23 protein-coding genes and 2 pseudogenes are annotated in these 23,415 nt (G+C 62.9%); 10 read left to right on the plus strand and 15 right to left on the minus strand.

The window, feature by feature from the left end; genetic code table 11:
- Positions 1-342: 342 nt before the first annotated feature.
- Together LOY67_RS28480 and LOY67_RS28485 are read left to right on the plus strand one after the other, a co-directional pair.
- Positions 343-618, plus strand: a pseudogene (locus LOY67_RS28480) (PAS domain-containing protein); the annotation flags it as partial.
- Positions 619-702: 84 nt separating this feature from the next.
- Positions 703-882: pseudogene (locus LOY67_RS28485) on the plus strand (methyl-accepting chemotaxis protein); the annotation flags it as partial.
- 142 nt (positions 883-1,024) lie between these two features.
- On the opposite strand, the gene LOY67_RS12580 reads toward LOY67_RS28485, so the two are convergent.
- Entirely contained in the window at positions 1,025-2,353 is a 1,329-nt protein-coding gene (locus LOY67_RS12580; RefSeq protein ID WP_265067475.1) for an alginate export family protein, read from the minus strand.
- 290 nt (positions 2,354-2,643) lie between these two features.
- On the opposite strand from LOY67_RS12580, the gene LOY67_RS12585 reads away from it, so the two are divergent.
- The 3 genes from LOY67_RS12585 (at position 2,644) to feaR (ending at position 5,794) form a co-directional block, all read left to right on the plus strand.
- Entirely contained in the window at positions 2,644-4,143 is a 1,500-nt protein-coding gene (locus LOY67_RS12585) for an APC family permease (RefSeq protein WP_265067476.1), read from the plus strand.
- The gene (locus LOY67_RS12590) at positions 4,088-4,708 is read left to right on the plus strand and encodes a DUF3156 family protein (RefSeq protein WP_265067477.1); all 621 of its coding nucleotides are present in this window, start codon (positions 4,088-4,090) and stop codon (positions 4,706-4,708) included. Before LOY67_RS12585 ends, LOY67_RS12590 begins: the two co-directional genes overlap by 56 nt.
- A gap of 123 nt (positions 4,709-4,831) precedes the next feature.
- Positions 4,832-5,794 carry a transcriptional regulator FeaR gene (gene feaR / locus LOY67_RS12595; protein WP_265067478.1) on the plus strand — a complete coding sequence of 321 codons (963 nt, stop codon included), beginning with the start codon at positions 4,832-4,834 and terminating at the stop codon, positions 5,792-5,794.
- A 274-nt stretch (positions 5,795-6,068) separates the two neighbouring features.
- Here the strand turns inward: feaR and LOY67_RS12600 are convergent, their stop codons facing one another.
- From LOY67_RS12600 to LOY67_RS12625, 6 genes are all read right to left on the minus strand, one after another.
- Positions 6,069-6,836, minus strand: a complete 768-nt coding sequence (locus LOY67_RS12600; protein WP_265067479.1) for an SDR family oxidoreductase — start codon at positions 6,834-6,836, stop codon at positions 6,069-6,071.
- A complete protein-coding gene (locus LOY67_RS12605) occupies positions 6,826-7,629 on the minus strand; it encodes an SDR family NAD(P)-dependent oxidoreductase (protein ID WP_265067480.1) in 804 nt (267 codons plus the stop codon). Before LOY67_RS12605 ends, LOY67_RS12600 begins: the two co-directional genes overlap by 11 nt.
- Positions 7,622-8,443, minus strand: a complete 822-nt coding sequence (locus tag LOY67_RS12610; protein ID WP_265067481.1) for a molybdenum cofactor biosynthesis F family protein — start codon at positions 8,441-8,443, stop codon at positions 7,622-7,624. Before LOY67_RS12610 ends, LOY67_RS12605 begins: the two co-directional genes overlap by 8 nt.
- Before the next feature lie 85 nt (positions 8,444-8,528).
- Entirely contained in the window at positions 8,529-9,188 is a 660-nt protein-coding gene (locus tag LOY67_RS12615; protein ID WP_265067482.1) for a helix-turn-helix transcriptional regulator, read from the minus strand.
- Between the two features lie 51 nt (positions 9,189-9,239).
- Positions 9,240-9,605 (minus strand): cupin domain-containing protein, encoded by a 366-nt coding sequence (locus LOY67_RS12620; RefSeq protein WP_265067483.1) that lies wholly within the window; start codon positions 9,603-9,605, stop codon positions 9,240-9,242.
- A 42-nt stretch (positions 9,606-9,647) separates the two neighbouring features.
- A complete protein-coding gene (locus LOY67_RS12625; protein ID WP_024779817.1) occupies positions 9,648-10,946 on the minus strand; it encodes an NAD(P)/FAD-dependent oxidoreductase in 1,299 nt (432 codons plus the stop codon).
- Positions 10,947-11,245: 299 nt separating this feature from the next.
- Between LOY67_RS12625 and LOY67_RS12630 the strand changes: the two genes are divergently transcribed.
- The 3 genes from LOY67_RS12630 to hpaR (LOY67_RS12640) all read left to right on the plus strand — a co-directional run bounded on the left by LOY67_RS12630 (position 11,246) and on the right by hpaR (LOY67_RS12640) (position 14,089).
- Positions 11,246-12,415 (plus strand): p-hydroxyphenylacetate 3-hydroxylase oxygenase component, encoded by a 1,170-nt coding sequence (locus tag LOY67_RS12630; RefSeq protein ID WP_265067484.1) that lies wholly within the window; start codon positions 11,246-11,248, stop codon positions 12,413-12,415.
- A gap of 72 nt (positions 12,416-12,487) precedes the next feature.
- Positions 12,488-13,429, plus strand: a complete 942-nt coding sequence (locus tag LOY67_RS12635) for a p-hydroxyphenylacetate 3-hydroxylase reductase component (protein WP_265067485.1) — start codon at positions 12,488-12,490, stop codon at positions 13,427-13,429.
- 237 nt (positions 13,430-13,666) lie between these two features.
- The gene (gene hpaR, locus LOY67_RS12640; RefSeq protein WP_041020126.1) at positions 13,667-14,089 is read left to right on the plus strand and encodes a homoprotocatechuate degradation operon regulator HpaR; all 423 of its coding nucleotides are present in this window, start codon (positions 13,667-13,669) and stop codon (positions 14,087-14,089) included.
- 175 nt (positions 14,090-14,264) lie between these two features.
- Here hpaR (LOY67_RS12640) and hpaI read toward each other — a convergent pair whose 3' ends face one another.
- The 8 genes from hpaI to LOY67_RS12680 form a co-directional block, all read right to left on the minus strand.
- A complete protein-coding gene (hpaI, locus tag LOY67_RS12645) occupies positions 14,265-15,062 on the minus strand; it encodes a 4-hydroxy-2-oxoheptanedioate aldolase (protein WP_265067486.1) in 798 nt (265 codons plus the stop codon).
- 16 nt (positions 15,063-15,078) lie between these two features.
- Positions 15,079-15,882 carry a 2-oxo-hept-4-ene-1,7-dioate hydratase gene (gene hpaH, locus LOY67_RS12650; RefSeq protein WP_265067487.1) on the minus strand — a complete coding sequence of 268 codons (804 nt, stop codon included), beginning with the start codon at positions 15,880-15,882 and terminating at the stop codon, positions 15,079-15,081.
- A gap of 10 nt (positions 15,883-15,892) precedes the next feature.
- On the minus strand, positions 15,893-17,197 hold the full coding sequence (locus LOY67_RS12655; protein ID WP_265067488.1) for an MFS transporter: 1,305 nt from the start codon (positions 17,195-17,197) through the stop codon (positions 15,893-15,895).
- A 49-nt stretch (positions 17,198-17,246) separates the two neighbouring features.
- On the minus strand, positions 17,247-17,639 hold the full coding sequence (locus tag LOY67_RS12660) for a 5-carboxymethyl-2-hydroxymuconate Delta-isomerase (RefSeq protein ID WP_265067489.1): 393 nt from the start codon (positions 17,637-17,639) through the stop codon (positions 17,247-17,249).
- Positions 17,640-17,663: 24 nt separating this feature from the next.
- Positions 17,664-18,521 (minus strand): 3,4-dihydroxyphenylacetate 2,3-dioxygenase, encoded by an 858-nt coding sequence (gene hpaD / locus LOY67_RS12665; protein ID WP_175362890.1) that lies wholly within the window; start codon positions 18,519-18,521, stop codon positions 17,664-17,666.
- Positions 18,522-18,723: 202 nt separating this feature from the next.
- Positions 18,724-20,184 carry a 5-carboxymethyl-2-hydroxymuconate semialdehyde dehydrogenase gene (gene hpaE, locus LOY67_RS12670; protein ID WP_265067490.1) on the minus strand — a complete coding sequence of 487 codons (1,461 nt, stop codon included), beginning with the start codon at positions 20,182-20,184 and terminating at the stop codon, positions 18,724-18,726.
- A gap of 5 nt (positions 20,185-20,189) precedes the next feature.
- Positions 20,190-20,960 (minus strand): fumarylacetoacetate hydrolase family protein, encoded by a 771-nt coding sequence (locus tag LOY67_RS12675; protein WP_265067491.1) that lies wholly within the window; start codon positions 20,958-20,960, stop codon positions 20,190-20,192.
- On the minus strand, positions 20,957-21,634 hold the full coding sequence (locus LOY67_RS12680) for a fumarylacetoacetate hydrolase family protein (protein ID WP_265067492.1): 678 nt from the start codon (positions 21,632-21,634) through the stop codon (positions 20,957-20,959). The genes LOY67_RS12675 and LOY67_RS12680 overlap by 4 nt, the downstream gene beginning before the upstream one ends.
- Positions 21,635-21,818: 184 nt before the next feature.
- On the opposite strand from LOY67_RS12680, the gene hpaA reads away from it, so the two are divergent.
- Both hpaA and hpaR (LOY67_RS12690) read left to right on the plus strand, forming a co-directional pair.
- On the plus strand, positions 21,819-22,724 hold the full coding sequence (gene hpaA, locus LOY67_RS12685) for a 4-hydroxyphenylacetate catabolism regulatory protein HpaA (RefSeq protein ID WP_265067493.1): 906 nt from the start codon (positions 21,819-21,821) through the stop codon (positions 22,722-22,724).
- Positions 22,725-22,905: 181 nt separating this feature from the next.
- Complete coding sequence (gene hpaR, locus LOY67_RS12690; protein WP_265067494.1) at positions 22,906-23,328, plus strand: homoprotocatechuate degradation operon regulator HpaR; 423 nt, start codon at positions 22,906-22,908, stop codon at positions 23,326-23,328.
- Positions 23,329-23,415 lie beyond the last annotated feature (87 nt).

The following is a 23,415-nucleotide window of genomic DNA, read 5'->3' on the forward strand; positions in this document are numbered from 1 at the left end:
ACACCGCTGCTCGACGGGTATCCACAACTGCGAAGCTGCCTGGTCGGGCATGTCCGGGAGATGGCGAACACTACCGAACGCTATCGTCAGGTCGAAGCACAGCTGGACGAGCAAACGGCGCGCGGGCAGCAAGGCGAACGCGAACTGGAGAGGGTGCGCCAGCAACTGACCCAGGCCGAGGTGCGCGAACGCGAACTGGAAATGCGGCTGGATGAGTACCGTCAGCAGTTGCAGCAGCAACGCCAGGAAGCGCAGATCTGGGAGTTGCTGCAATCGACCCTGACCGAAGGCTGCTGGGATATCACGGTGGTCAACGGCGATCTCCAGCACCCGGCCAGCGGCATGCGTTTCTCCAGCCAGTTCCGCTCGCTGCTGGGCTATGGGTTGGACGAGCTGCCCGACGGTTGGGATGCCCAGGTCGGTATCACCCACCCGGATGACCTGCCGCAGATCATGGCGATTTTCGACCGGGAGATCCTCGGCGCCCAGGGCAGCGGCGAATACGTCTTCGAATACCGCATGCGCCACAAGAGCCGGGATTACATCTGGTGCCGTGAGCGCGGGCGTGCAGTACGGGACGCCCACGGGCGACTGGTGCGGATCATTGGCGCGGTGCGTGACATCAGCGATGAGCGCTCGGCCCAATCCACCCACCAACGCATGCTGGAGCAGAATCAGGTGACCTACGCCCAGATCGCCACGGTGGTGGGGGTGATCAAGGGGATTGCCGACCAGACCAATCTGCTGGCCTTGAACGCCGCGATTGAAGCGGCCAGGGCTGGTGAGGTCGGACGCGGCTTCTCCGTGGTGGCCGACGAGGTACGCAAGCTGGCGGAGAGCACCCGCCAGGCGACGCACCAGATCCAGACCATGCTGCATCAACATAAATAACATCGCGTAAGTGCTGACGAACGATGTGTAGGAGCTGTCGAGCGAAGCGAGGCTGCGATCTTTCCCCAGACACTTGAATCTCCAGCGAAAGATCAAAAATTCACAGCCCTCGGCAGCCCCTACAAAAACCGCATCAGAACGGTACCGCCACCACCAACTGGCTGTAGACGTTGGTGCCGTTGCCGCCCACCTGGTTGCCGCCGTTGCTCTCGTCCTTATCCGGCTTGTACAGGCCCACCAGCGGCGTGACGATCAAGTGCTCGTTCAGCGCCCATTCCACATACAGGTCCAACTCACGCCCGTCGAGGTCCAGAGCCTGGCGGGTGTGCAGGGTCTTGTAGTCGAACAGCAGTGCGCCGAGGGTCACGGTTTCCACCGGCTTGAGCTTGAGGCCAATATGCTGGATGGCGGTGTTGCTGTTGAACGGACCGGAATAGTTGCCGGTCACTTCACCCTGGAACCAGGTGCCGTAGCCACGGCTGAGGCCGTTGAACATCGAGTCCCAGTTCTGCGAGTAGCGGCTGTAGCGATAGGTCAGGTCCGGCGTCCAGGGCAGGTCGGCGAAGGTGTAGCCGGCTTCGGTGTACCAGGCTTTCTCCGGCCCCGCGTCCTTGTCCTGCCAGGCGTATTCGAAGGCGAAGTGGGCGTTTTCGATGCCGGCGTTGCCGCTGCCGCGCAGGCTGTAGATGTTCATGCCTTCGCGCTGCTTCTGGAAGTCGCTGGCGTAGTGATCGTCGACGTCGATGCCATGGATGTAGGTCAGGCCCAGGGTGCCGGGCGCGCCGGTGTATTCCAGTGTACCGGCGGCCATTTCGGTGTTGGCTTGGGCACGGTTGTCGGACTTGATCCACATCAGGCTGCCGTGCACGCCTTCCTTGCCGCCCAGGCGCAGCACGGCGGTCTTGTCGAAGGCATGGCGGGCCGCCAGGTAATAGGCGCCGCCGCGATTGAACTCGCCATCCGCCGGGCCTTTGCCCAGGTTCAAGCCGTCGTCGTTGATGATGAAACCATCGCCGAGGGTGATCACCTGGCGACCATAGGAGAGGTCGACGCCATCCTTGCCCAGGAGTGGAAACAGATCCCCCGAGCGCCAGCCGGCGAAGGCTTCATCGAATTTTGTGCTGCGTTCGGAGCCGTCGCTCAGGCCCGCCGGATCACCGTCGCCCCAGGTGCCGGAGCTGACCAGGTTGGCTGTGCCGTAGACGCTGCCGCTGCCTGCAAGTGTCTGCTCGATACTCAGGCCATACTTGATGAAGCCTTCCCGCCAGCTCGAACCACCGGCGGTGCCGTCGTAGTTCTTGCGGCTGTTGAACAGCCCGTAGACCGCCAGGAAGTTGCCGGTGACCGTGGTGTCTTCGTCGGCGTAAAGCGCATAGGCCTGTGCCGACGAATCGGCGACCAGCAAGGCGATGCCCAGGCCGATGGCACTGCGCAGCGAAGGTGAATGGCGTGTGTGTTCCATGGTGTTTTCCCCAGTGTGGTTGGACGGTAGAGCACGCATTAAGGGGAGCAAGGGCCGGGGAAGTCTTTCACCTGGCTGCCATGCAATTGACCCAGCCCGCCAGGTGGCGGACGCTGGCAGGCAGCAACAAAACCGGCGGCAGACATGGGCAAGACGCCCGGGACGGGGCGGCGCAAAGTGAGGCTGCACGCAACGCCGTTTCGATCAGGGACTGGCTGGGGAGCTCGAATGCCGGCTCCTGGACGGCTGTGGCATCCATACTAAAAATCCGCTTTTCGAGGATCTGCACCATGTCGATCAATGACCGGCTCACCGCCCACCTGAACCGGGGCACGGTGGGCTTTCCCACCGCCCTGGCCAGCACCATCGGCCTGATCATGGCCAGCCCGGTGATTCTCACCGCGACCATGGGCTTCGGTATCGGCGGCAGCGCGTTTGCCGTGGCCATGCTGATCGCCGTGGTGATGATGCTGGCCCAGGCGACCACGTTCGCCGAGGCCGCGTCGATCCTGCCCACCACTGGCTCGGTCTATGACTACATCAACTGTGGCATGGGGCGTTTCTTTGCGATCACCGGCACGCTGTCGGCCTACCTGATCGTGCATGTGTTCGCCGGGACCGCCGAGACCATTCTTTCCGGGGTCATGGCGCTGGTGAACTTCGAACACCTGAACACCCTGGCCGAGTCTGCCGGGGGCTCCTGGCTGCTTGGGGTCGGCTTCGTCATCGTCTTCGGGGTGCTCAATGCCTTCGGCGTCAGTGCGTTCGGCAGGGCCGAGATCATCCTGACCTTCGGCATGTGGACCACCTTGATGGTGTTCGGCGTGCTGGGCCTGATCGCTGCGCCGGCGGTGCAACTGGAGGGCTGGTTCGGCGTCTCGCTGGTGGGCACCGACCTGATCACCATTCTGTCGCTGGTGGGCATGGCGATGTTCATGTTTGTCGGCTGTGAGTTCGTGACGCCGTTGGCGCCGGACCTGCGCAATTCGGCCAAGGTCATGCCCAAGGCGATGACCCTGGGATTGCTGAGTGTCGCCTCGTGCATGTTCATCTACGGCGCGGCGATGAAACGCCAAGTGGAAAACGTGCTGCTGGATGCTGCCAGCGGCGTGCACCTGCTGGATACACCCATGGCGATTCCGCGCTTCGCCGAGCAGGTCATGGGCGACATCGGCCCGCTGTGGCTGGGGATCGGCTTTCTGTTTGCCGGTGCGGCGACCATCAACACCCTGATGGCCGGCGTACCGCGGATTCTCTATGGGATGGCGGTGGACGGTGCCCTGCCGAAGGTCTTCACCTACCTGCATCCACGTTTCAAGACGCCGCTGCTGTGCATCCTGGTGGCGGCGCTGATTCCGTGCCTGCACGCGCTGTGGCTCGGCGGCAACACCGACAACATCATGCACCTGGTGCTGGCGGCAGTGTGTGCCTGGAGTTTCGCCTACCTGCTGGTGACCGTGTCGGTGGTCAGCCTGCGGATCCGTCGTCCCGACCTGCCACGGGCCTATCGCTCGCCGTGGTTCCCGCTACCGCAGATCCTGTCCAGCGTCGGCATCGTGTTGGGCATGTGGTTCATCACGCCACCGGGCATGAACCCGGCGGACATCTACATCCCGTTCGCGGTGATGCTCGGTGGCACCGCCGCCTATGCGTTGTTCTGGACCCTGGTGGTGCAGAAGGTCAATCCATTCACGCCGGCGTCGGTGGAAGACGTGCTGGCCAAGGAGTTCTCCCATGAGCCAGGGCAACCTGTCGATGCGTTTGACGAGCGTGCTGCAAAAACTGTCTGAGCTGTTCAGCGCCAGGCGTGCCCCGGCCGGTTATCGGCCTGGGGTGACCCTGGAGCACCTGCGGCGCAACCTCGGGCTGGCACGATTTGAGTTGTCGGGACCGGCGACGGCAACCGTTGTCAGCGATGACGGCAGCCTTCACCTGGAGATTGTCGAACGCACTGAATCGCAGTTGCTAATGCACCTGGTGATGACCGAGTTCGTGCTGCGCGTGCCGGCGTCGATGGAGGGTACGGCACGCCTGGAGTTGCACCACGGCGGGGCCATTCGGCGCAGCGGCATTCGTTGCCGGCAGCGGGGCGGGGACACGGCGCTGGCGGCCCGGCTGCTGGCGGTTGTGGAGCAGGATCCTGCGCTGTATCAGGCGCTCATGCCGCTGGACTTCAAGCGCTTGCGCATCGACCTGCAAGGGCGCCAGTGGTGTGTACGCCTGGAGCACATGGGCGGCAGCGAGGTGGTCAATCGCATGCCAGCCTTTCGTCGTTACATTCCTCTCGGACGCGAGCAGCGCATGGCCTTGCTGGCGGTCTTGAGCGGCTTGCAACGGGTCTTGGGGCGCTTCTGATTCTGTTGTGATGCCCTGGCATCAATCCTGCTACTGCTCTGGCGATCAGGTACTTGTTGCGCGCATATAGATAACATGTTAACTATTGCCGTACAAAAACAATAAGCCACTGCGGAGAGCGCCATGAGCATGCAACAGGTTGGGCAAGACGGGCTGGAGACCTGGAACCGGGATCTGCGCGCCACTTGCGGTCACTTCGAGACGGAGTTGGCGTTTAATCGTGCGTTGTTTATCGGCCAGGTATCGAATTTCTGCCGCGGCGGTCTATCCCTGTCCAACCTGCGCACCAACGCCGGTTCCATCAAGCGTCATTCACCCAATCCGGATCACGACGATGACCAGGATTGCATGCTGGTGAGTCAGCGCAGTGGCTATTGCCGCATCACCCAGAACGGCCTGAGCATCCAGTTGGCCCCCGGTGAGCTGCTGTTGATGGATTCGGCCGGCTCCCTTGAGATCAGCCCGTTCGGCCTGATTGAACATGCTGTGCTGTCCTTGTCTCGCCAGGATGTGTCGAGACAACTCGGCGGGGAAAGCAGGACCTTTGGCAAAATCTCGTCGAGCAAAGCCTGCGGGCGGATGCTGCATGTGCTGATGGACCAGTTGTGCAAGGACACCCCGGACGGCGAGGGCGTGGCGGGCGAGGGTGAGGCCTTGCAGAGTGCCTTTGTCTCGCTGCTGGGTTCGGCGCTGGAACACACCACCGATGCCCGTGACGACGGCGCGACGCTCCAGGGCAGCCATCTGCGCAGCTATGTACAGAAGGTCATCGACGAATCCTTGACCCAGCCCGGCCTCAGTCCGGTGGGGTTGGCCAATCGCCTGAACATCTCGGTGCGGCACCTGTACCGTTTGTTCGAAGAACAGGATGACAGCGTCTGCCGCTACATCCAGCGGGCCCGGCTCAAGCGCAGCGCCGATGACCTGAGTAACCCGTTCCTGCGGGATGAATCCATCACCTCGATCGCCTACAAATGGGGCTTCACCGACTCGGCGCACTTCAGCCGTTCGTTCAAGAAGCAGTTCGAACAGTCACCCAAGGATTTTCGCTCCAGCCATTTGCAGCAGGCGTTGGGGATGGTTTGAGTCGGGAGGGTTGTTGACCGAACTACCGCCATCGCGAGCAGGGGGGGTGTACGCGATTGCTATGAACGCCTCGAACAAATGTGGGAGCGAGCCTGCTCGCGATGGCGGTGGCACATTCAACATTTCTGTAGCAGACACACCGCTATCGCGAGCAGGCTCGCTCCCACAGGGAGTTGTGGCGCATGCGATTGCTATGAACGCCTCGAACAAGTGTGGGAGCGAGCCTGCTCGCGATGGCGGTGGCACTGTCACCACCCTCGCAAGCCGACCCGCTTCAAACCTCCGGCAAGGTCGAGCCGCCGTCGACCACCAGGGTCTGGCCGGTGACATACGTGGCCAGGTCTGAGGCGAGGAACAGCATGGCGCCGGCGATGTCGGTCGGTTTGCCCAGTCGGCCCAGGGGGACCCGTCGGGCGATGTCCTGGTTGAGGTCGTCGTCACCGAGGTTAGCCATCGCCGGTGTCGCGATCATGCCGGGTTCGACGCCGTTGACCCGGACATTTTCAGCCGCCAGTTCCAGCGCCGCGTTGCGGATGAAGCCGTTGACCCCGGCCTTGGACGCGGCGTAATGGCTGAGCCCCGGGTACGCCACCCGCGGGCCGGTGACCGATGACGTCACCAGCACGCAGCCCTGGCCCTGGCGCCGGAACATCGGCAGCGCCGCCTGGGTCAGCCAGAACAGCGCTGACAGATTCACCGCCAGCGTCCGTTCAAGCACCGCTGGCGTAATCTGCGCGAAAGCCGTCAGCGGAAAGTACCCGGCGTTGTGCACCAGCACATCCAGCCGTCCCAAGCGCTGCTCCAGCCCGGCCATCATTGCGGAAATCGCCGTGGCGTCCGCCAGGTCAACACCCACGGCTTCTACCTGGCAGCCGTCGGCAATCAACTCACTGGCGAGCGCTTCGGCCCGCGCCAGGCCCAGGTCGGCGATCACCACACGGGCCCCGCGCCAGGCGAAGCCTTCGACAATGGCCCGGCCGATGCCTTGGGCGCCGCCCGTCACCAACACCGTTTTACCGCTGAAATCCAGATCATTCGGCATGGGCTGTCTCCATTCGACTGAAGGCCAATGTCGGCACGTCGACGATGCTGGAACCGCCATCGGCTACCAGCGCCGCGCCGGTGATGATCGATGCGTCCCTGGAGGCCAGGAAGCGGCAGACCTGGGCGATTTCCTCGGCACTGGCGGCGCGGCGCAACGGCACATCGGCGCAGACCCGCTCGTAGGCCTGTTGCAGAGTTTCGCCATGGAACTGCATCAGCACCTGCATTTCCTCATCGGCCATCGGCGTGCGCACCCAGCCTGGGCAGACGGCGTTGACCCGCACGCCTTTCGGGCCGTAATCCCGCGCCAAGGAACGGTTCAGGCCCAGCAGCGCGTGCTTGGCGGTGGTGTAGCCGCAGACCTGCGGTCCCGCCGCCAACGACGCAATCGACGCCACCAGCACAATGTTGCCGGCGCTTTCCTGCAGCAGCGGCAAGCACGCCCGCGCACTGTAGAACGCGCTGTCGAGGTTGCTGCGCATCGCTGCATCCCAGGCTTGCGGGCTAGTCTCGGTGGCGCTGCCCTGGCCCATGCCACCGGCACAGGCCAGCAACACATCGAGCCGGCCGAAACGCTGGCGAATCTGCGCGACGAAACCGTCCCAGGTCTCCGGGCAAGCCGCATCGCCCACCAGCACCAGGCCACCGATTTCTGCGGCCAGTTGCTCCAGGGGCTCGCGGCGTCGACCAATCAATACCAGGTTGGCGCCTTCGGCGGCCTGCAACCGGGCACAGGCGGCGCCGATGCCGGTGCCGGCGCCGGTAATCACTACGGTGCGTGATTCAGGCATCGGGATACTCCGTGCGGTTGAGGACCTGGCAGTAGGAACTGACCGGGAAGTTGGAGAACTCATCGAACGACGCACCGGCGTAGCCGAAGATCTTGCCGTCGCTGCGATGCTGCTTGAGGTCGATCAGCACCAGGCCGAGGGTCGGGATGATCTTTTCCCGCCAGACGAACAGGTACAGCTCATCGGCAACCTTGTAGGTGTCGCAACGATCGGTGTCGCACAGGCCTTGCTCCACGCCCTTGAGGCACTGCCAGGCATAGAACCGGTCGTTGAGGTAGATGTGTTCGTAGACTTCACTCGGGCTGTAGCGATACAGGTTGCGCAGGCCCACCAGTTCGCTGCTCGGTGCATGTGGGCAGAGGCCTGGCTGCCAAGGGCGGTCAAGGCTGCCGTGGAGGAACTCGACGCTGACGCTGGTCAGCGGCTGACCCGCCAATGCGCGGCCGTAAAGGCCTTCGCGGGTTTGCGCCTGCTCGGGCATGCGGCCGATTACGGCGGTGAACGCAGCGTTGGCGGTGTCGAGCACCAGGCTGACCGACAGGGTTTGCGCGCCTTCACCCTTTAGGAAGTCCACCAGGTACAACCCCGGGCGCACCGATGTGGCCCGATACGCCGCCGTGCCGCTGGAGTGCCCGTCGGCCGCATGCCAGGACAACGTGTCCTGCTCGAATCGATGCTCGATCTGCCAGCCATTGGCGAAATTCAGGGTAAAGGTCTTGCCGCTCAGGTCCGCCAGGTTGGGCAGGATGAAGGCTTCGGGGGCAAAGCCATCGGCCAGCGCGCCGACGGTGATCCAGTCTGTAGATGTGCTCATTGCAAGGCTCCGGTTGGATGAAGTGTCCATCCGGATCATGGAGGCCTGGGTCCTCGCGGACTATCAACCGAATGGTTGAACCGTGTCAGAGAAACAGCGTGCTGACCAACTCGGTGCGGCTGCTCACGCCGACCTTGCGGAACAGGTTGATCAGGTGCGTCTTGATGGTCGGCAAGCCCACATCCAGCTCCCGGGCCAGGTGCTTGTTGCTGACACCTTGGCGCAGCAGCAACGCGATCTGGCGTTCCTTGGGCGTCAAATCGCTCAAGGCATCCTCGTGGGTGGGCAGGTGGGCGACGGCCAGTTGCAGCAGGGCCTGCAACGCCGTGAGTTGGGTCAATTGCTGGCAGGTGAAGGGGCCTTGTTCGGCAGTGCGCAGCAGCGAAATGGCGGCTTGCGGTTGACCGTCCCGACGGGCGAAGACTTCCACCACATCCACGACGCCGTGGCGCTGCAAGAAGCTGCGATAGCGCTGGTTGTCCCGTACCGGTTGTCGGGTCATCGCCAGCTCCAGGGGCATCACCGCCTGCTCGCTGGACACCCAGTTGCGCGGTTGCAGCGGGTCGAACTGGCGGTAATTGTCCAGGTAGTCGCGGTGCATCTCGCCGCTCATGCCCTGCAGGCTGAAATCATGGGCTTGCAGGTGCCGGTCGACGCAATAGAAGGCCGCCCGGCTGGCCGGGATCAGCTGGGTGAATGCGTGCAGACAGTGGCCGGCGATGTCCTGGGTGGGGATGAGGGTCATGGACGTAACCTTCGCAAGCGGGCCGCCGGCGATTCCAGCGGCCCTGTCCGGTCAGGCTACCGCGAAGTAGTGCTTGACGAAACTCTCGCTGACCACTTCCCACAGCACCGGCGTGCCCTTGGTCACGAACCAGCTGTCACCGGCCTTGTAGCGGGAGCTCTGGCCGGTGGCTTCGTCGGTGAGCACCACTTCGCCGGTGACCACGGTGGCCTGTTCGGCGAAGGGGTAGACCATGCGGAACTTGCCCTGTGTGGTGCCGAAGTAGGCACTGCTGATGGCATCGGTCGGGGCGCCGAAGGTCATCTTGCCGAAGGCCTTGACTTCGCCTTCGAGAATTTGCGAACCCAGGTCGGCAACGGTGCCCCAGGCGTCGAGCTCGGACAGCTGGATGTCTTTCTTGAGGGTGATGAGGGACATGGCAATGACTCCTGATGATTGAGATAGAGAGCGGTGTGGCTGTCAGCGACGCCCATTCCAGTATCCCGACAACTGATGCCAAGACTTGCCGGCGGTCAGCAGCAACGGGCGGATGGCGTCTTTGCCGATGATGGTCGGGCGCTTGATGGAGCTGACCAGGTCGTAGCGCGCCGAGCCTTCGCTCATGCCTTCGGCCAGCACCTTGCAGATGATGTGGCTCGGCGTGACGCCAAACCCGGAATAACCCTGGACGAAAAACGCATTGCGACGGCCGGGCAGGGTACCGATCTGCGGGAACAGGTTCGGGCTGCACGCCATCGGGCCGCCCCAGGCCAGGTCGATCTTCACGTCCTTGAGGTACGGGAAAATCTTCAGCATCAGGTGCCGGTTCCAGGCCTTGAGGTCCTGGGGGATGTGCTCCACCAGCGGCGTGGCGGCGCCGAACAGCAGGCGGTTTTCGTTGGTGACACGGTAGTAGTCGATCACCGGGCGGATATCGCTGTAGGCACCGCGAATCGGGCTGATGCGCTGGATCAGCTCGTCCGACAACGGCTCGGTCATCATCTGGAAGGCGTAGGTGTTGATGGTCGAGCGATGCAGCTCCGGCTCCAGCTTGTTGAGGAAACTGTCGCATGCCCACAGCAGCTTGCTCGCCTTGACCGAACCGCGCCCGGTGCGCACGGTGATGCGCTCGCCGTAGCTGACTTCCAGGGCCGGGCTGTTTTCGAAGATGCGCACGCCGTGGCCGGCCAGTGCCTTGGCTTCGCCCAGCAGCAGGTTCAACGAATGCACGTGTCCGCCGCCCATGTGCAGCAGGGCGCTGCCGTAGGCCTTGGAGCCGATGATCTGCTGGACGTCGGAGCCGCCGAGAAAGCGGATCTCGTGCTTGCTGTTGATCGACTTGAAGTCTTTTTCCCAGGCCCGCAGGGTTTTCTCCTGGCGAGCGTTGAAGCCCATGTAGCCGTAACCGTGGCAGAAGTCGGCGTCGATCGCGTATTTGGCGATGCGGTCCTTGATGATGTCCGCACCGAGGTCGCTGATCTCGAAGACCTGGCGCAGGCCGTCTTCACCGACGTCCTTCTTGATCTTCTCCAGGTCATGCCCGATGCCGGCCATGATCTGCCCGCCATTGCGCCCGGTACCGCCGAAGCCCAGGTAACGCGCCTCGAGCACCACGATATTGGTGATGCCTTTTTCAGCCAGCTCCAGCGCGGTGTTGATGCCGGAGAAGCCGCCGCCAATCACCACGACATCGGCTTCCACGTCCTGCTCCAGGGTCGGGAAGCTGAGGTTGTACTTCTTGGTGGCGGTGTAATAGGTGGGCGTTTCGATATTGATCATGACGCAACCTGACAAAGTGAAAGGAAACTCCGTGCAGAGCCCTGCACGCAATGCCTCTATTAAGGGCCCAGGCGAGGGTACTTGTCTTGACCATCCGTGCCGCGGGACTTGATCGAGCGCGCCATCGCGCGGTTTCATCGCCATGAAAAGTACAATCTTGGCTCCGGAACGTGCATTTTTCGACTGCCCATGAATGCCCATACTGGACCGGCCTTAATCATTTGATCCCGCCGTTTCTGCGGCACGAACCTGCAAGTCCAGGTGGGATCGGCAGACGCCAATAATAAAAGAGCCCGTCCATGAAAAAGCCAAATCCGCTGCTCGAAGACCTCAAGCCCATCCTCCCTGCGATTGCCGCCAATGCCTTCCAGGCGGAACAGGACCGTAGCGTTCCGGCCGAGAACATCGCCTTGCTCAAGGGCATTGGCATGCATCGGGCCTTCCTGCCGAAGAAATACGGCGGCATGGAGATTTCCCTGCCGCAGTTCGCCGATTGCATCGCGCTGCTGGCCGGTGCCTGTGCCAGCACGGCTTGGGCCATGAGCCTGCTGTGCACCCACAGCCATCAGTTGGCGATGTTTCCGGCCAAGGCCCAGGAAGAAATCTGGAGCGATGATCCCGATGCCACGGCCAGCAGCAGCATCGCACCCTTTGGCCGTACCGAAGAGGTCGAGGGCGGCGTGATGTTCAGCGGCGAAATGGGTTGGAGCAGCGGTTGCGACCACGCCGAGTGGGCGATTGTCGGGTTTCGCCGCAAGAACGCTGAAGGCACCCAGGACTATTGTTTCGCGGTACTGCCTCGCAGCGATTACGCCATTCGCGATGACTGGTTCGCGGTGGGCATGCGCGGCAGCGGCAGCAAGACGTTGATCATCGACAACGCGTTCGTGCCGGAACACCGGATCCAGAAAGCCAAGGACATGATGGAAGGCACGTCCGGCGGCTTCGGCCTTTACCCCGATAGCAAGATTTTCTACTCGCCGTATCGGCCGTACTTCGCCAGCGGTTTTTCCACCGTCAGCCTGGGCGTGGCCGAGCGCATGCTCGAGGTGTTCCGCGAGAAAACCCGCAACCGCGTGCGCGCCTACACCGGTGCGGCCGTCGGCGCGGCGACTCCGGCGCTGATGCGCCTGGCCGAGTCCACGCATCAAGTGGCGGCGGCCCGGGCTTTCCTCGAGAAAACCTGGCAGGAGCATGCCGAACACGGCGAGCGCCACGAATACCCCAGTCGGGAAACCCTGGCCTTCTGGCGGACCAACCAGGCCTATGCCACCAAGATGTGCATCCAGGCGGTGGATCGGCTGATGGAAGCGGCCGGCGGTGGCGCCTGGTTCGAGACCAACGAACTGCAACGACTGTTCCGCGATGCGCACCTCACGGGCGCCCATGCCTACACCGACTACGACGTCTGCGCGCAGATCCTCGGGCGTGAACTGATGGGCCTGGAGCCCGACCCCACTCTGGCTTGATCGCCCGTTCGCCGAGCCCCGCTCATCAAACAATAAATCGAGGCCGTCACCTGAGGCGGCCGGGAGTCTTGCATGTCCAGTATGTCCGATAGCCCCTTCGATACCCGCGCATTCCGCCGCGCCCTGGGTAACTTTGCCACCGGTGTGACCGTGGTTACCGCCGCAGCTGAAGATGGCCGCAAGGTCGGCGTGACGGCCAACAGTTTCAACTCGGTGTCCCTGGACCCGCCACTGATTCTCTGGAGCATCGACAAGCGTTCCAGCAGCCACAGCGTGTTCGAAGACGCCAGCCATTTTGCCGTGAACGTGCTGGCCGCCGACCAGATCGATCTGTCTAACAACTTCGCCCGACCCAAGGAAGATCGCTTCGCCGAGATCGAATTCGACAACGGCGCTGGTGGGGCACCGGTATTCGCCGATTGCGCGGCGCGTTTTCACTGTGAAAAATTCCAGCAGGTTGACGGCGGCGATCACTGGATCATGATCGGTAAGGTCGTGGCCTTCGACGACTTTGGGCGCTCGCCGCTGCTCTATCACCAGGGTGCCTACTCGATGGTCTTACCCCACACGCGCATGACCCGACGGGAAGAGGGCCAGCCGCCCAGCAGTCACTTCCAGGGTCGCTTGAGCCACAACCTCTACTACCTGATGACCCAGGCGCTGCGGGCGTATCAGGCCAGCTACCAGCCACGGCAACTGTCCACCGGGTTACGCACCAGCGAAGCGCGGATGTTGATGGTGCTGGAGAACGACGCCGGATTGAACCTGGTGGACCTGCAACGGGAAGTGGCAATGCCGGTGCGCGAGATCGAAGAGGCCGTGGCCAACCTCAAGCGCAAGGGCCTGGTGAGCGATGACGGCGACCGGGTGCGCCTGACGGTCAAGGGCATCGACGAAACCGAAGGGCTCTGGGCCATTGCCAGGGAGCAGCAAGACAAGGTGTTCGGTCAGTTCGGTGAGGGGCAGGTCGAGCATTTCAAGACGGTGCTCAAGGGGGTTATCAAGGGCGCTTGATACAGTTCCGACGCCGAACACAAAAGGCAGGAACACCCCAGTACCCTGTGGGAGCGAGCCTGCTCGCGATAGCGGTAGGTCAGTCAATTATCTTGCGACAGACACACCGCCATCGCGAGCAGGCTCGCTCCCACAGGGGTTCCCGGGTGCTCGATTTCACTCACCACGGACAACCGGGCAGCGGTGATGCTAAGATTTAGTTAACTCATTAACTAAATCCCCTGGCGAACACCCTCCATGCCCAAACCGCGCCAATCCTTGACCCTGACCCTGCTACAGGCCCGTGAAGCGGCCATGGGGTTTTTCCGTCCTTCCCTCAATCAACATGGCCTGACCGAGCAGCAATGGCGGGTCATCCGGATTCTCAGCCAGCACGACGAGCTGGAGATCAACCGACTGGCCGAACTGGCCTGCATCCTCAAGCCCAGCATGACCGGCGTGCTGGTGCGCATGGAGGCAGCGGGCATGGTGGTGCGGCGCAAGGCCGAGCAGGATCAGCGCCGGGTACTGGTGCGCCTGGCGCCCCAGGGGCAGGCGTGCTTCGACTCGATGAGCCAGAGCATGGAAGCCAATTACCAGCGATTGCAGGAAAAGTTGGGGGAGGAGAAGCTGCAGACGTTGTTGGGGTTGCTGAATGAGTTGAAGGCGGTCAGGCGTTGAGATTTGAACTGTGTGGCGACGCTTCTGTGGCGAGGGGATTTATCCCCGCTGGGCTGCGCAGCAGCCCCAAGAGAGTCCAACTCAATCTGCCTGATACACCGAGGTGTCAGGCTTTAGGGCTGCTTTGCAGCCCAGCGGGGATAAATCCCCTCGCCACAAAAGCGCTCGACTTAGCTCAGTAAACCCCACCAGTCGCAGGCTTCGGCGCATCCTTGAACGTCGCCGCCAGGCTCTGCAGGCCGCGCATCAACACCGTCGTATCCACCCCCACCGCCACAAACGCTGCCCCCAGCTCGATGTAGCGCCGAGCCAGTTTCTCATCGGCGCTGAGAATCCCGGCGGCCTTGCCGGCCTGGCGAATGCGGGCGATGGCGTCCTCGATGGCCGCCTGCACCTCCGGATGCCCCGGATTACCGCGAAAGCCCATGGACGCGCTCAGGTCCGCCGGACCGATGAACACACCGTCGACACCTTCCACGGCGGCAATGGCATCGAGGTTGGCCAGGCCCTCGCGGCTCTCGATCTGCACCAGCAGGCACATCTGCTCGTCGGCCTTGTCGAGGTAACCGGGAATGCTGTTCCAGCGCGAAGCCCGAGCCAGCGCGCTGCCAACGCCACGTACACCGCTGGGAGGGTAGTGAATAGCGCGCACCAGTTCGCGAGCCTGCCCAGCGCTTTCCACCATCGGCACCAGCAGGGTTTGCACGCCGAGGTCGAGCACCTGCTTGATCAGCGCGGTGTCGCCAACCACCGGACGGATCACCGGCTGGGCGGGATAGGGCGCTACGGCCTGGAGCTGACCGAGCAGGCTGCGCACATCGTTGGGTGCGTGCTCACCGTCGAGCAGCAGCCAGTCGAAACCGGCATTGGCCGCCAGTTCGGCGCAGTAGGCGTCGGCCAGGCCGAGCCACAGGCCAATCTGCGCCTCGCCGCTTTGCAGGCGTTGTTTGAAATGATTGATGGGCATGTCCATTGAACAGTCCTCCAGGTCAGACGAAACGGCAGGCGATGGAACCGAGCATGTCGTAGTCGACATGGAAGGTATCGCCCGGGTTGGCCGCCACCGGGCGGGTGAAGGAGCCGCCGAGGATGACCTGGCCCGGTTGCAGGGTGACGTCATAGGCCGCCAGCTTGTTCGCCAGCCAGGCCACGCCTTTGGCCGGGTGATTGAGCACCGCCGCCGAGACGCCGGACTCTTCGATCACGCCGTTGCGGTAGAGCACCGCCGGCACTTTGCGCAGGTCGATCTCGGTGGGGCGCACCGCGCGACCGCCCATGACCACGCCGGCGTTGGCCGCGTTGTCGGAGATAGTGTCGAAGACCTTGCGGGTGGCCTTGGTCTGCGGGTCGACCTGCTGGATCCGTGCGTCGATGATTTCCAGCGCCGGGATCACCCATTCGGTCGCATCCAGTACGTCGAACACCGTCACGTTCGGGCCTTTCAGCGGTTTGCCGAGGATGAATGCCAGTTCCACTTCCACCCGCGGGACGATGAAGCGCTCGAAAGGAATGTCGGTGCCTTCGTCGAAGAACATGTCGTCGAGCAGCGCGCCGTAGTCCGGTTCGGTGATGTTTGAAGAAACCTGCATGGCCCGGGAGGTCAGGCCGATCTTGTGGCCGACCAGCTTGCGTCCGTCCTTGATCTTTTGCGCCACCCAGGCGCGCTGGATGGCGTAGGCGTCATCGATAGTGATGTTCGGGTGATCGAGGGAAAACTGCCGCACCTGTTCCCGTGAGCGCTCGGCGTGGTCGAGGCGGGTGGCGGCTTGTTGGATGAGGCTTTGATCGAGCATGACAAGGTCCCTATTGAGGATTAACGACGGCGGCCCGGGTGCGCAGCACCAGCAGGCCGCCCAGGGTGATGAACAGCGCCAGGACGTAAAGGGCCAAGCTGGCGCTCTGGGTGGTGTCGCGCATCCAGCCGATGAGGTAGGGCGCGAAGAATGAGGCGATGCTGCCGAAGGAACTGATCAGGGCAATTCCCGCGGCCTGGGTGTGGTTGGAGAGGAAGGCCGGCGGCAATTGCCAGAACATCGGCAATGCCGCGCTGGCGCCCATGCCGGCGACAATCAGGCCACCGAGCACCAGGGTCGGATTGGCGGGGGAGAGCCCGGCGATGGCAATGCCGGCCGCCGCCATCAGCAGCGGCACGCAGAGGTGCCAACGGCGTTCACGATTGCGATCCGAAGAACGACCACAGCCGATCATGAAGAAACAGCCGGCCAGGTACGGCACCGCACTGAGCAAGCCGACCTTGCCATCGCTGCCGATGCCGGCGCCGTGGATCAGGGTGGGCATCCAGAAGGCCAGGGTGTTTACCGCCAGCATCACGGCGAAGTACACCGCCACCAGCAACCAGACCTGCGGGTTATTGAGGATCGCCGAGAACGAGGTGATGGATTTTCGCTGCTCTTCAACGCTCAGTTGTTCGCGCAATTGCTGCTTGGCATGGGACGTCAGCCAACTGACCGTCTCGAAACTATCCGGCAGGCACTTGAGCACCACCAGGCCCAGCAGGATCACCGGCAGCCCCTCGATGACGAACATCCACTGCCAGCCGCGCAGGCCGCCCACCTCGTGGAAGTGTTCGAGAATCCCGCCGGACAACGGCCCACCGATCACACCCGCCATCGGCACGGCGATGGCGAATAGCGCGGTCACCTGGGCCCGACGCCTGGCCGGGTACCAGCGGTTGAGAAACACCAGGATGCCCGGGAAGAAACCGGCTTCGGCCACCCCCAGCAGAAAGCGCAGCACATAAAAACCGCTGGCGCTTTCAATCAGGAACATGCCGGTGGACAAGGCCCCCCAGACTACCATCAGCGTGGCGATCCAGCGGCGTGGCCCGACCCGGTCCAGGGCCATGTTGCTCGGCACGCCAAACAGCGCGTAGGCGATGAAGAACAGGCCGGCGCCGAAGCCGTAGACGGTGTCGCTGAACTGCAGGTCGGCGCTCATCTGCATCTTGGCGAAGCCGATGTTGATGCGGTCCAGATGGGCAAACAGGTAGCAGACCAGCAGCAACGGCATCAGCCGCCAGGTGATGGTGGCGTGGGTGCGGTCGTGCGCGACGGTGCCGGCAGTGCCAGCGGGATTGGCTGTGCTCATGATCTTGTACTTTTTGTCAGAGAGGCCGATGGGCAACTAGCAGGCGCGCTTAGCTTGTCTGGGCCTTGAGAAAGGCGTGGACGTTGTTGGCCTTGAAGTTGAGGTGCTCGTGCAATTCGATCATCTCGAACGACAGGGCCAGCAGGCGCTGGGCCTGGAGCTCGGCGAAGTGCGCGGTGATGACCTCGAAGAGTTTTTCCGCGACTTTCTGGCGGGTGGCGAGGTCGCGACCGTGACCGACCTTCAACGTCATGTGCACGAAGGCATAGTCATGCTTGCCGTCGGCCATACGCCAAGTGTCCAGGCGCACACCACGGCTGCGGATGCCGCCGAGGGGAAACACGCCGCTGTCGCCCAGCAAGCCGTGGACTTTTTCAAACAGGCCGGGCAGGTCGGCCTGTTGTTCGATGTTGTCGGTGTACTCAGCGATGAAGTGCGGCATCGTCAGCTCTCCTGGGCAGGCGGGTCAAACCGGGAAAATGGCGTTGATCTGGCCGGTGCCGGAGCTGCCGAATGGCTCGGTGATGATTTCCGCCGGCTTGTCGTAATCCGGCCCACCCAGCAGCCCCAGGAGCATCGCGGTGTCATGCATCTTGCCCTCGCCAAAGCAGTGTTCGGCGTAGTCCGGGAGCATGGCGCAGAATTCTTTCCAGCGGCCCTCGCGCCACATCTGCACGACGTGCAGGTCGACCTGTTTGTCGAACTCCCGCGTCCAGTTATGGATGTTGGCCTCGGCATTGCGATCGTCGGAGAAACGGTGGGACAGCGAACCGGAGGCCAGCACCAACACCTTGCGGTCGCTTTTTTCGATGGCCCGGCGCACGGCGGCGCCGAAGGTGAAGCTGTCTTGCAGGCGATGCCAGGCACACCAGGCGGCAATCGACACCACGTTGAGTTGCTGTTCCGGCGGGACATCCATGTGCATGTAGCGCATGGGCACCAGGGTGCCGTATTCCAGTTCAAGGCTGGGGATGTTGTGGGCCAGGGTGCGGACATCGGCGGCATTGGCTTCAGCGGCGATCAGCTCGCCCAGTTCCGGTGCGCCCGAGTATTCGTACTCCATGTTCTTGATGAAGTGCGGCAACTCGTTGCTGGTGTAGATGCCCTTGAAATGCTCGCCGCTGTTGACGTGGTAGGCGCTGTTGACCAGCCAGTGCACGTCGAACACCACGGCGGTGTCGGCGCCCAGCTCGCGGGCGCGCCGGCCGATTTCCTTGTGCCCGGCAATCGCCGCCGCACGACAGCCATGGTGCTTGCCGGGCAGCTCCGACAGGTACATCGAGGGTACGTGGCAGATCTTCGCAGCCAGGACGACTTCGCCCATGATGATTCTCCTGAAAAATTGTTTTTGTTGAGGCTTGATAACGGGTGAATCACAACCTGTTCTGAATGAGCACAGCCCCTGTGGCGAGGGAGCTTGCTCCCGCTCGATTGCGCAGCAATCGCCAAAAAGCAGGGGATGCTTCGCATCCCAGCGGGAGCAAGCTCCCTCGCCACGGGTTCATCACTGGCCCTATGGCACCGACTTACACGCCCCACCTTGGAATATGATGACCGCCCATGGAAATGCAAACGTTCTTGATCTCGGCAAACACCTCGAAGCTGTACTGTCCACCTTCGCGGCCGGTTCCGGAACCCTTAACACCACCGAAAGGTTGGCGCAGGTCGCGGACGTTCTGGCTGTTGATGAACACCATGCCGGCCTCGATGCCATAGGCCAGGCGATGGGCCTTGCCGATGTCCTGGGTCCAGATGTACGACGCCAGGCCATATTCGGTGTCGTTGGCCAGTTGCAAGGCTTCGGCTTCGTCCTTGAACGGGATCAGGCAGACCACCGGGCCGAAGATTTCCTCCTGGGCGATGCGCATCTTGTTGTTCACATCGGCGAACACCGTCGGCTGGATGAACTGGCCGCGGCTCAGGTGCGCCGGCAGGTTGGCCGGGCGTTCCAGGCCACCGGCCAGCAGGGTGGCGCCTTCTTCGAGGCCGATCCTGATGTAGCCGGTGACCTTGTCGTAGTGGGCCTGGGTGATCATCGAGCCGACCTGGGTCTTCGGGTCCTTTGGATCACCGACGATCAGGCGCTTGGCGCGGGCCGCGAACTCGGCGACGAACTGCGGGTAGACGCTTTCCTGGATGAAGATCCGGCTGCCGGCGGTGCAACGCTCGCCGTTGAGCGAGAAGATGGTGAATAGCGCCGCGTCGAGGGCTCGTTCCAGGTCCGCGTCTTCGAAAATCAACACCGGCGACTTGCCGCCCAGCTCCATGGAGTACTTCTTCAACCCGGCGGTCTGCATGATCTTCTTGCCGGTGGCGGTGCCGCCGGTGAAGGAAATCGCCCGCACATCCGGGTGCCGCACCAGGGCGTCGCCGGCGGTGGCGCCGTAACCCTGGATCACGTTCAGCACGCCGTTGGGAATTCCCGCTTCGACGGCCAGGCGACCCAGCTCGTTGGCGGTGAGGGGCGACAGCTCGGACATCTTCAGCACGGCGGTGTTGCCCAGGGCCAGGCACGGCGCGGTCTTCCAGGTCGCGGTCATGAACGGCACGTTCCACGGCGATACCAGGCCGCAGACACCCACCGGCTGGTACAGGGTGTAGTTGAGCATCTGGTCGTCGACCGGGTAGGTGTGGCCGTCCATGCGGGTGCAGACTTCGGCGAAGAAATCGAAGTTGTGGGATGCCCGCGGGATCAGCACATTCTTGGTCTGGTGGATCGGCAAACCGGTGTCGAGGGTTTCCAGCTCGGCCAGCTTCGGCACGTCCCGATCGATCAATTCACCGAGCTTGCGCATCAGCCGGGCGCGCTCCTTGGCAGGGGTGTTGGCCCACTTCGGAAAGGCTTCCTTGGCCGCGGCTACCGCCTGGGCGACTTCCTCGGCGCCGCCGCTGGCGACCTCGCCAATGGCTTCGCCGGTGGCCGGGTTGTAGTTGACGAAGACGTCTTTGCTTTCGACCTCACGGCCGTTGATCCAGTGTTTGATCATCTTGCTCAAGCCTCTTTACGGGATGCGAAGAACTCGGCTTCGCTGACAATTCGGTTGACCAGACGGCCGACGCCTTCCACTTCCACTACCACTTCATCCCCTGGCACCACGTCCGCCAGGCCTTCCGGCGTGCCGGTGGCGATCATGTCGCCGGGTTGCAGGGTCATGAAGCTGGACAGGTACTCGATCAGGTAGGGGATATCGAAAATCATGTCCTTGGTGCTGCCTTCCTGGCGCAGTTCACCGTTGATCCAGGTACGCAGCTTCAGGTCGGCCGGGTCCGGCACATCGGCGACGTCGACGATCCACGGGCCGACAGGGGTCGTGGCATCGCGGTTCTTCACTCGCAGGTTGGGGCGGTAGTAATTTTCCAGGTAATCGCGGATCGCGTAGTCGTTGCACACCGTGTAGCCGGCCAGGTAGTCCAGGGCATCCTCGCGCTTGACGTTGCGGGCGGCTTTGCCGATGACCGCCACGAGTTCGCACTCGTAATGCATGTAGGCGACGTTGTCGGGGCGCCAGGTCTGCTGGTTGTGGCCGGTGTAGGTGCCGGGCGACTTGATGAACGCCAGGGGCTCGGTCGGCGGCTTGAAGGCCAGCTCGGCGGCGTGGTCGGCGTAGTTCAGGCCCAGGGCGAACATGCTGCCGGTGGCTGGCGGCAGCCACTCGACCCGGTCCTCGGCCAGCAGGCGACCGTCGGCCAGGCGCACGGTGTTGCCGGCCTCGACGGTAACGGCGTGGACCTGGCCTTCAAAACGAATGCGTGCGTGTTTCATGAACGGGCTCCTGGCTGCTCGGCCACGACGGTATTGATGAGACGGCCCAGGCCGCCGATGTCCACTTCGACGCGATCCCCGGGCACCACGTCGACGCGGCCTTCAGGCGTGCCGGTGATCAGCACGTCACCGGCGTGCAGGGTCATGAACTCGCTGATCTCTGCGATCAGTTGAGGGATGTTGCGAACGAAGTTGGCGGTGCTGTTCTGTTGGCGCACCTCGCCGTTGACGTACAGCGTGATCGCCAGGCTGTGGGGATCGGCGATGTTGGTGCTCGGCACCAGCTCCGGGCCGATGGCGCAGAAGCCATCCCGGCATTTGGCCTTGACGGCGGGGCGGTAGTAGCTGTCTTCCGGCAGGCTGAATTCATTGACGACGGTGTAGCCGGCCACGTAGTCCAGGGCCTCGGCGGCGCTGACGCGGCTGGCCGACTTGCCCATCACCACGCCCAGGGCGGGTCCCGGTTGCAGCCGTTCGCCGTGGCCGGGATGGACCACCTCGGCGTCGTGCCGGTTACGGGTGTTGGGCGTCTTGATGAACAGCACCGGCTTGACCGGCGGCTTCTGGTAGGGCGGTTGCTCGAACTCGGCGAGGCGCTGTTTCAGCAACCCCCGGTAGTTCAGCGCGACCCCGAACAGGGTGCCGGTTGCGACGTCATGCAGGGCACGGCTCATGCTTGTCTCCTGGCAGTGCAGAGGGATGAGGGCTCTGCGATATTGTTAATGTGTTAACAGTTATAATTAAGATGTTAACTATCGTCAAGCGTGACAGAATGACCGGCACTGGTTGCCTTCCCGGATTCGGTGCAGGATGAGCCCCAGGCGTTACCTGAATCAGAATAAAAACGAGTACTGCGTGATGACCGATCGTCAGCCGATCCCGAACATCAACATTGGTCAGGTCTACGACCAGCGCTACAGCGATGCCGAAGTGCATTACGACCGGCTCGCCAACCTGGCGGGCTTTTTCGGTCGGAACATGCCGGTGCACCGCCACGACCGGTTCTTTCAGGTGCACTACGTCAAGAGCGGCACCGTGCGGGTGTATCTGGACGATCAGCAGTACGTCGAATCCGGGCCGATGTTCTTTCTCACGCCGCCGACCATCCCCCATTCCTTCGTGACCGAGGCCGACAGTGACGGGCACGTGCTGACGGTGCGCCAGCAGTTGGTCTGGCAGTTGATCGACGCCGACCCCGGACTCGCGCCAGCCGGCGTGCAACTACCTGCGGCCTGTGTGGCGCTGGCGCAGTTGGGGCCGGAGCAGGCCGGGGAGGTACGGCGGTTGGAGTATCTGTTCGAGGAATTGAGCGAGGAGGTGTCCGCCGGTCGGCCGGGGCGCAGCGTGGCGCTGGACGGTTTGACGCGGCTGATCATGATCAGCCTGTTGCGGCTGTGCTCCAACTCCCTGGAAGCGCGGCCGGCGCGGCATGAGGACCTGAAGATCTTCCACCGCTTCAACGAACTGATCGAAGCGCACTACCTGCAACACTGGCCGCTGTCGCGCTACGCCGAGGGCATCGGGGTGACCGAGGCGCGCCTCAACGACGTGTGCCGACGCATTGCCGACCTGCCTTCCAAGCGACTGATCATGGAGCGGTTGATGCAAGAGGCCAAGCGCCTGCTGCTGTTCACCGGCAGCTCGGCCAATGAAATCTGCTACCAGCTCGGCTTCAAGGACCCGGCCTATTTCAGTCGGTTTTTCCAGCGCTATGCGCAGCTCACCCCAGGGGAGTATCGCCAGCGGCAGTCGGGGTTGCGCTGAGAGCCGGTTTCATGGCGTGGGCTGCCGCTGTGGGTGTAGGAGCTGGCGAAGCCTGCGATCTTTTGATTGTGATCTTTCGCTCGCGACTTAAATGTAAGGGGAAAGATCGCAGCCTCGTTGCACTCGACAGCTCCTACATGAGGCCTCTAAGCTGCCCATTTGTTCATCAGGCAGTCCAAACATGGCCAACCCCAGACCTTCACTGACGCTGATCCTGCTGCAAGCCCGCGAAGCGGCCATGGCTTTTTTTCGCCCCGCATTGAACCAGCACGACCTCACCGAGCAGCAATGGCGGGTGATCCGCATCCTGCATCAGCAAGGTGAACTGGAAAGCCATCAGCTCGCCCAACAGGCCTGCATCCTCAAGCCCAGCATGACCGGCGTGCTCAGCCGCCTGGAGCGCGATGGCCTGGTGCGCCGGCAGAAATCCAGCCAGGACCAGCGTCGGGTGTTCGTCGGCCTGACCGAACGCGGCGAGCAGTGTTTCGTGTCCATGAGCGAGGGAATGGAAGGCAACTATCGGCGGATCGAAGAGCAATTCGGCGAGGAAAAGATGCAGCAGTTGATGGCGTTGCTCAATGAGCTGAAGAACATCAAGCCTTGACTTCACGAGGCGCCTTTATCGGGCCCTGAGCTGCACGCCAGCGAACCATGTTCGTAAGGGGGTGATCTTGGTGCCCGAACAGTTCGA

Source organism: Pseudomonas sp. B21-056 (assembly GCF_026016325.1).
Classification (GTDB): Bacteria; Pseudomonadota; Gammaproteobacteria; order Pseudomonadales; family Pseudomonadaceae; genus Aquipseudomonas.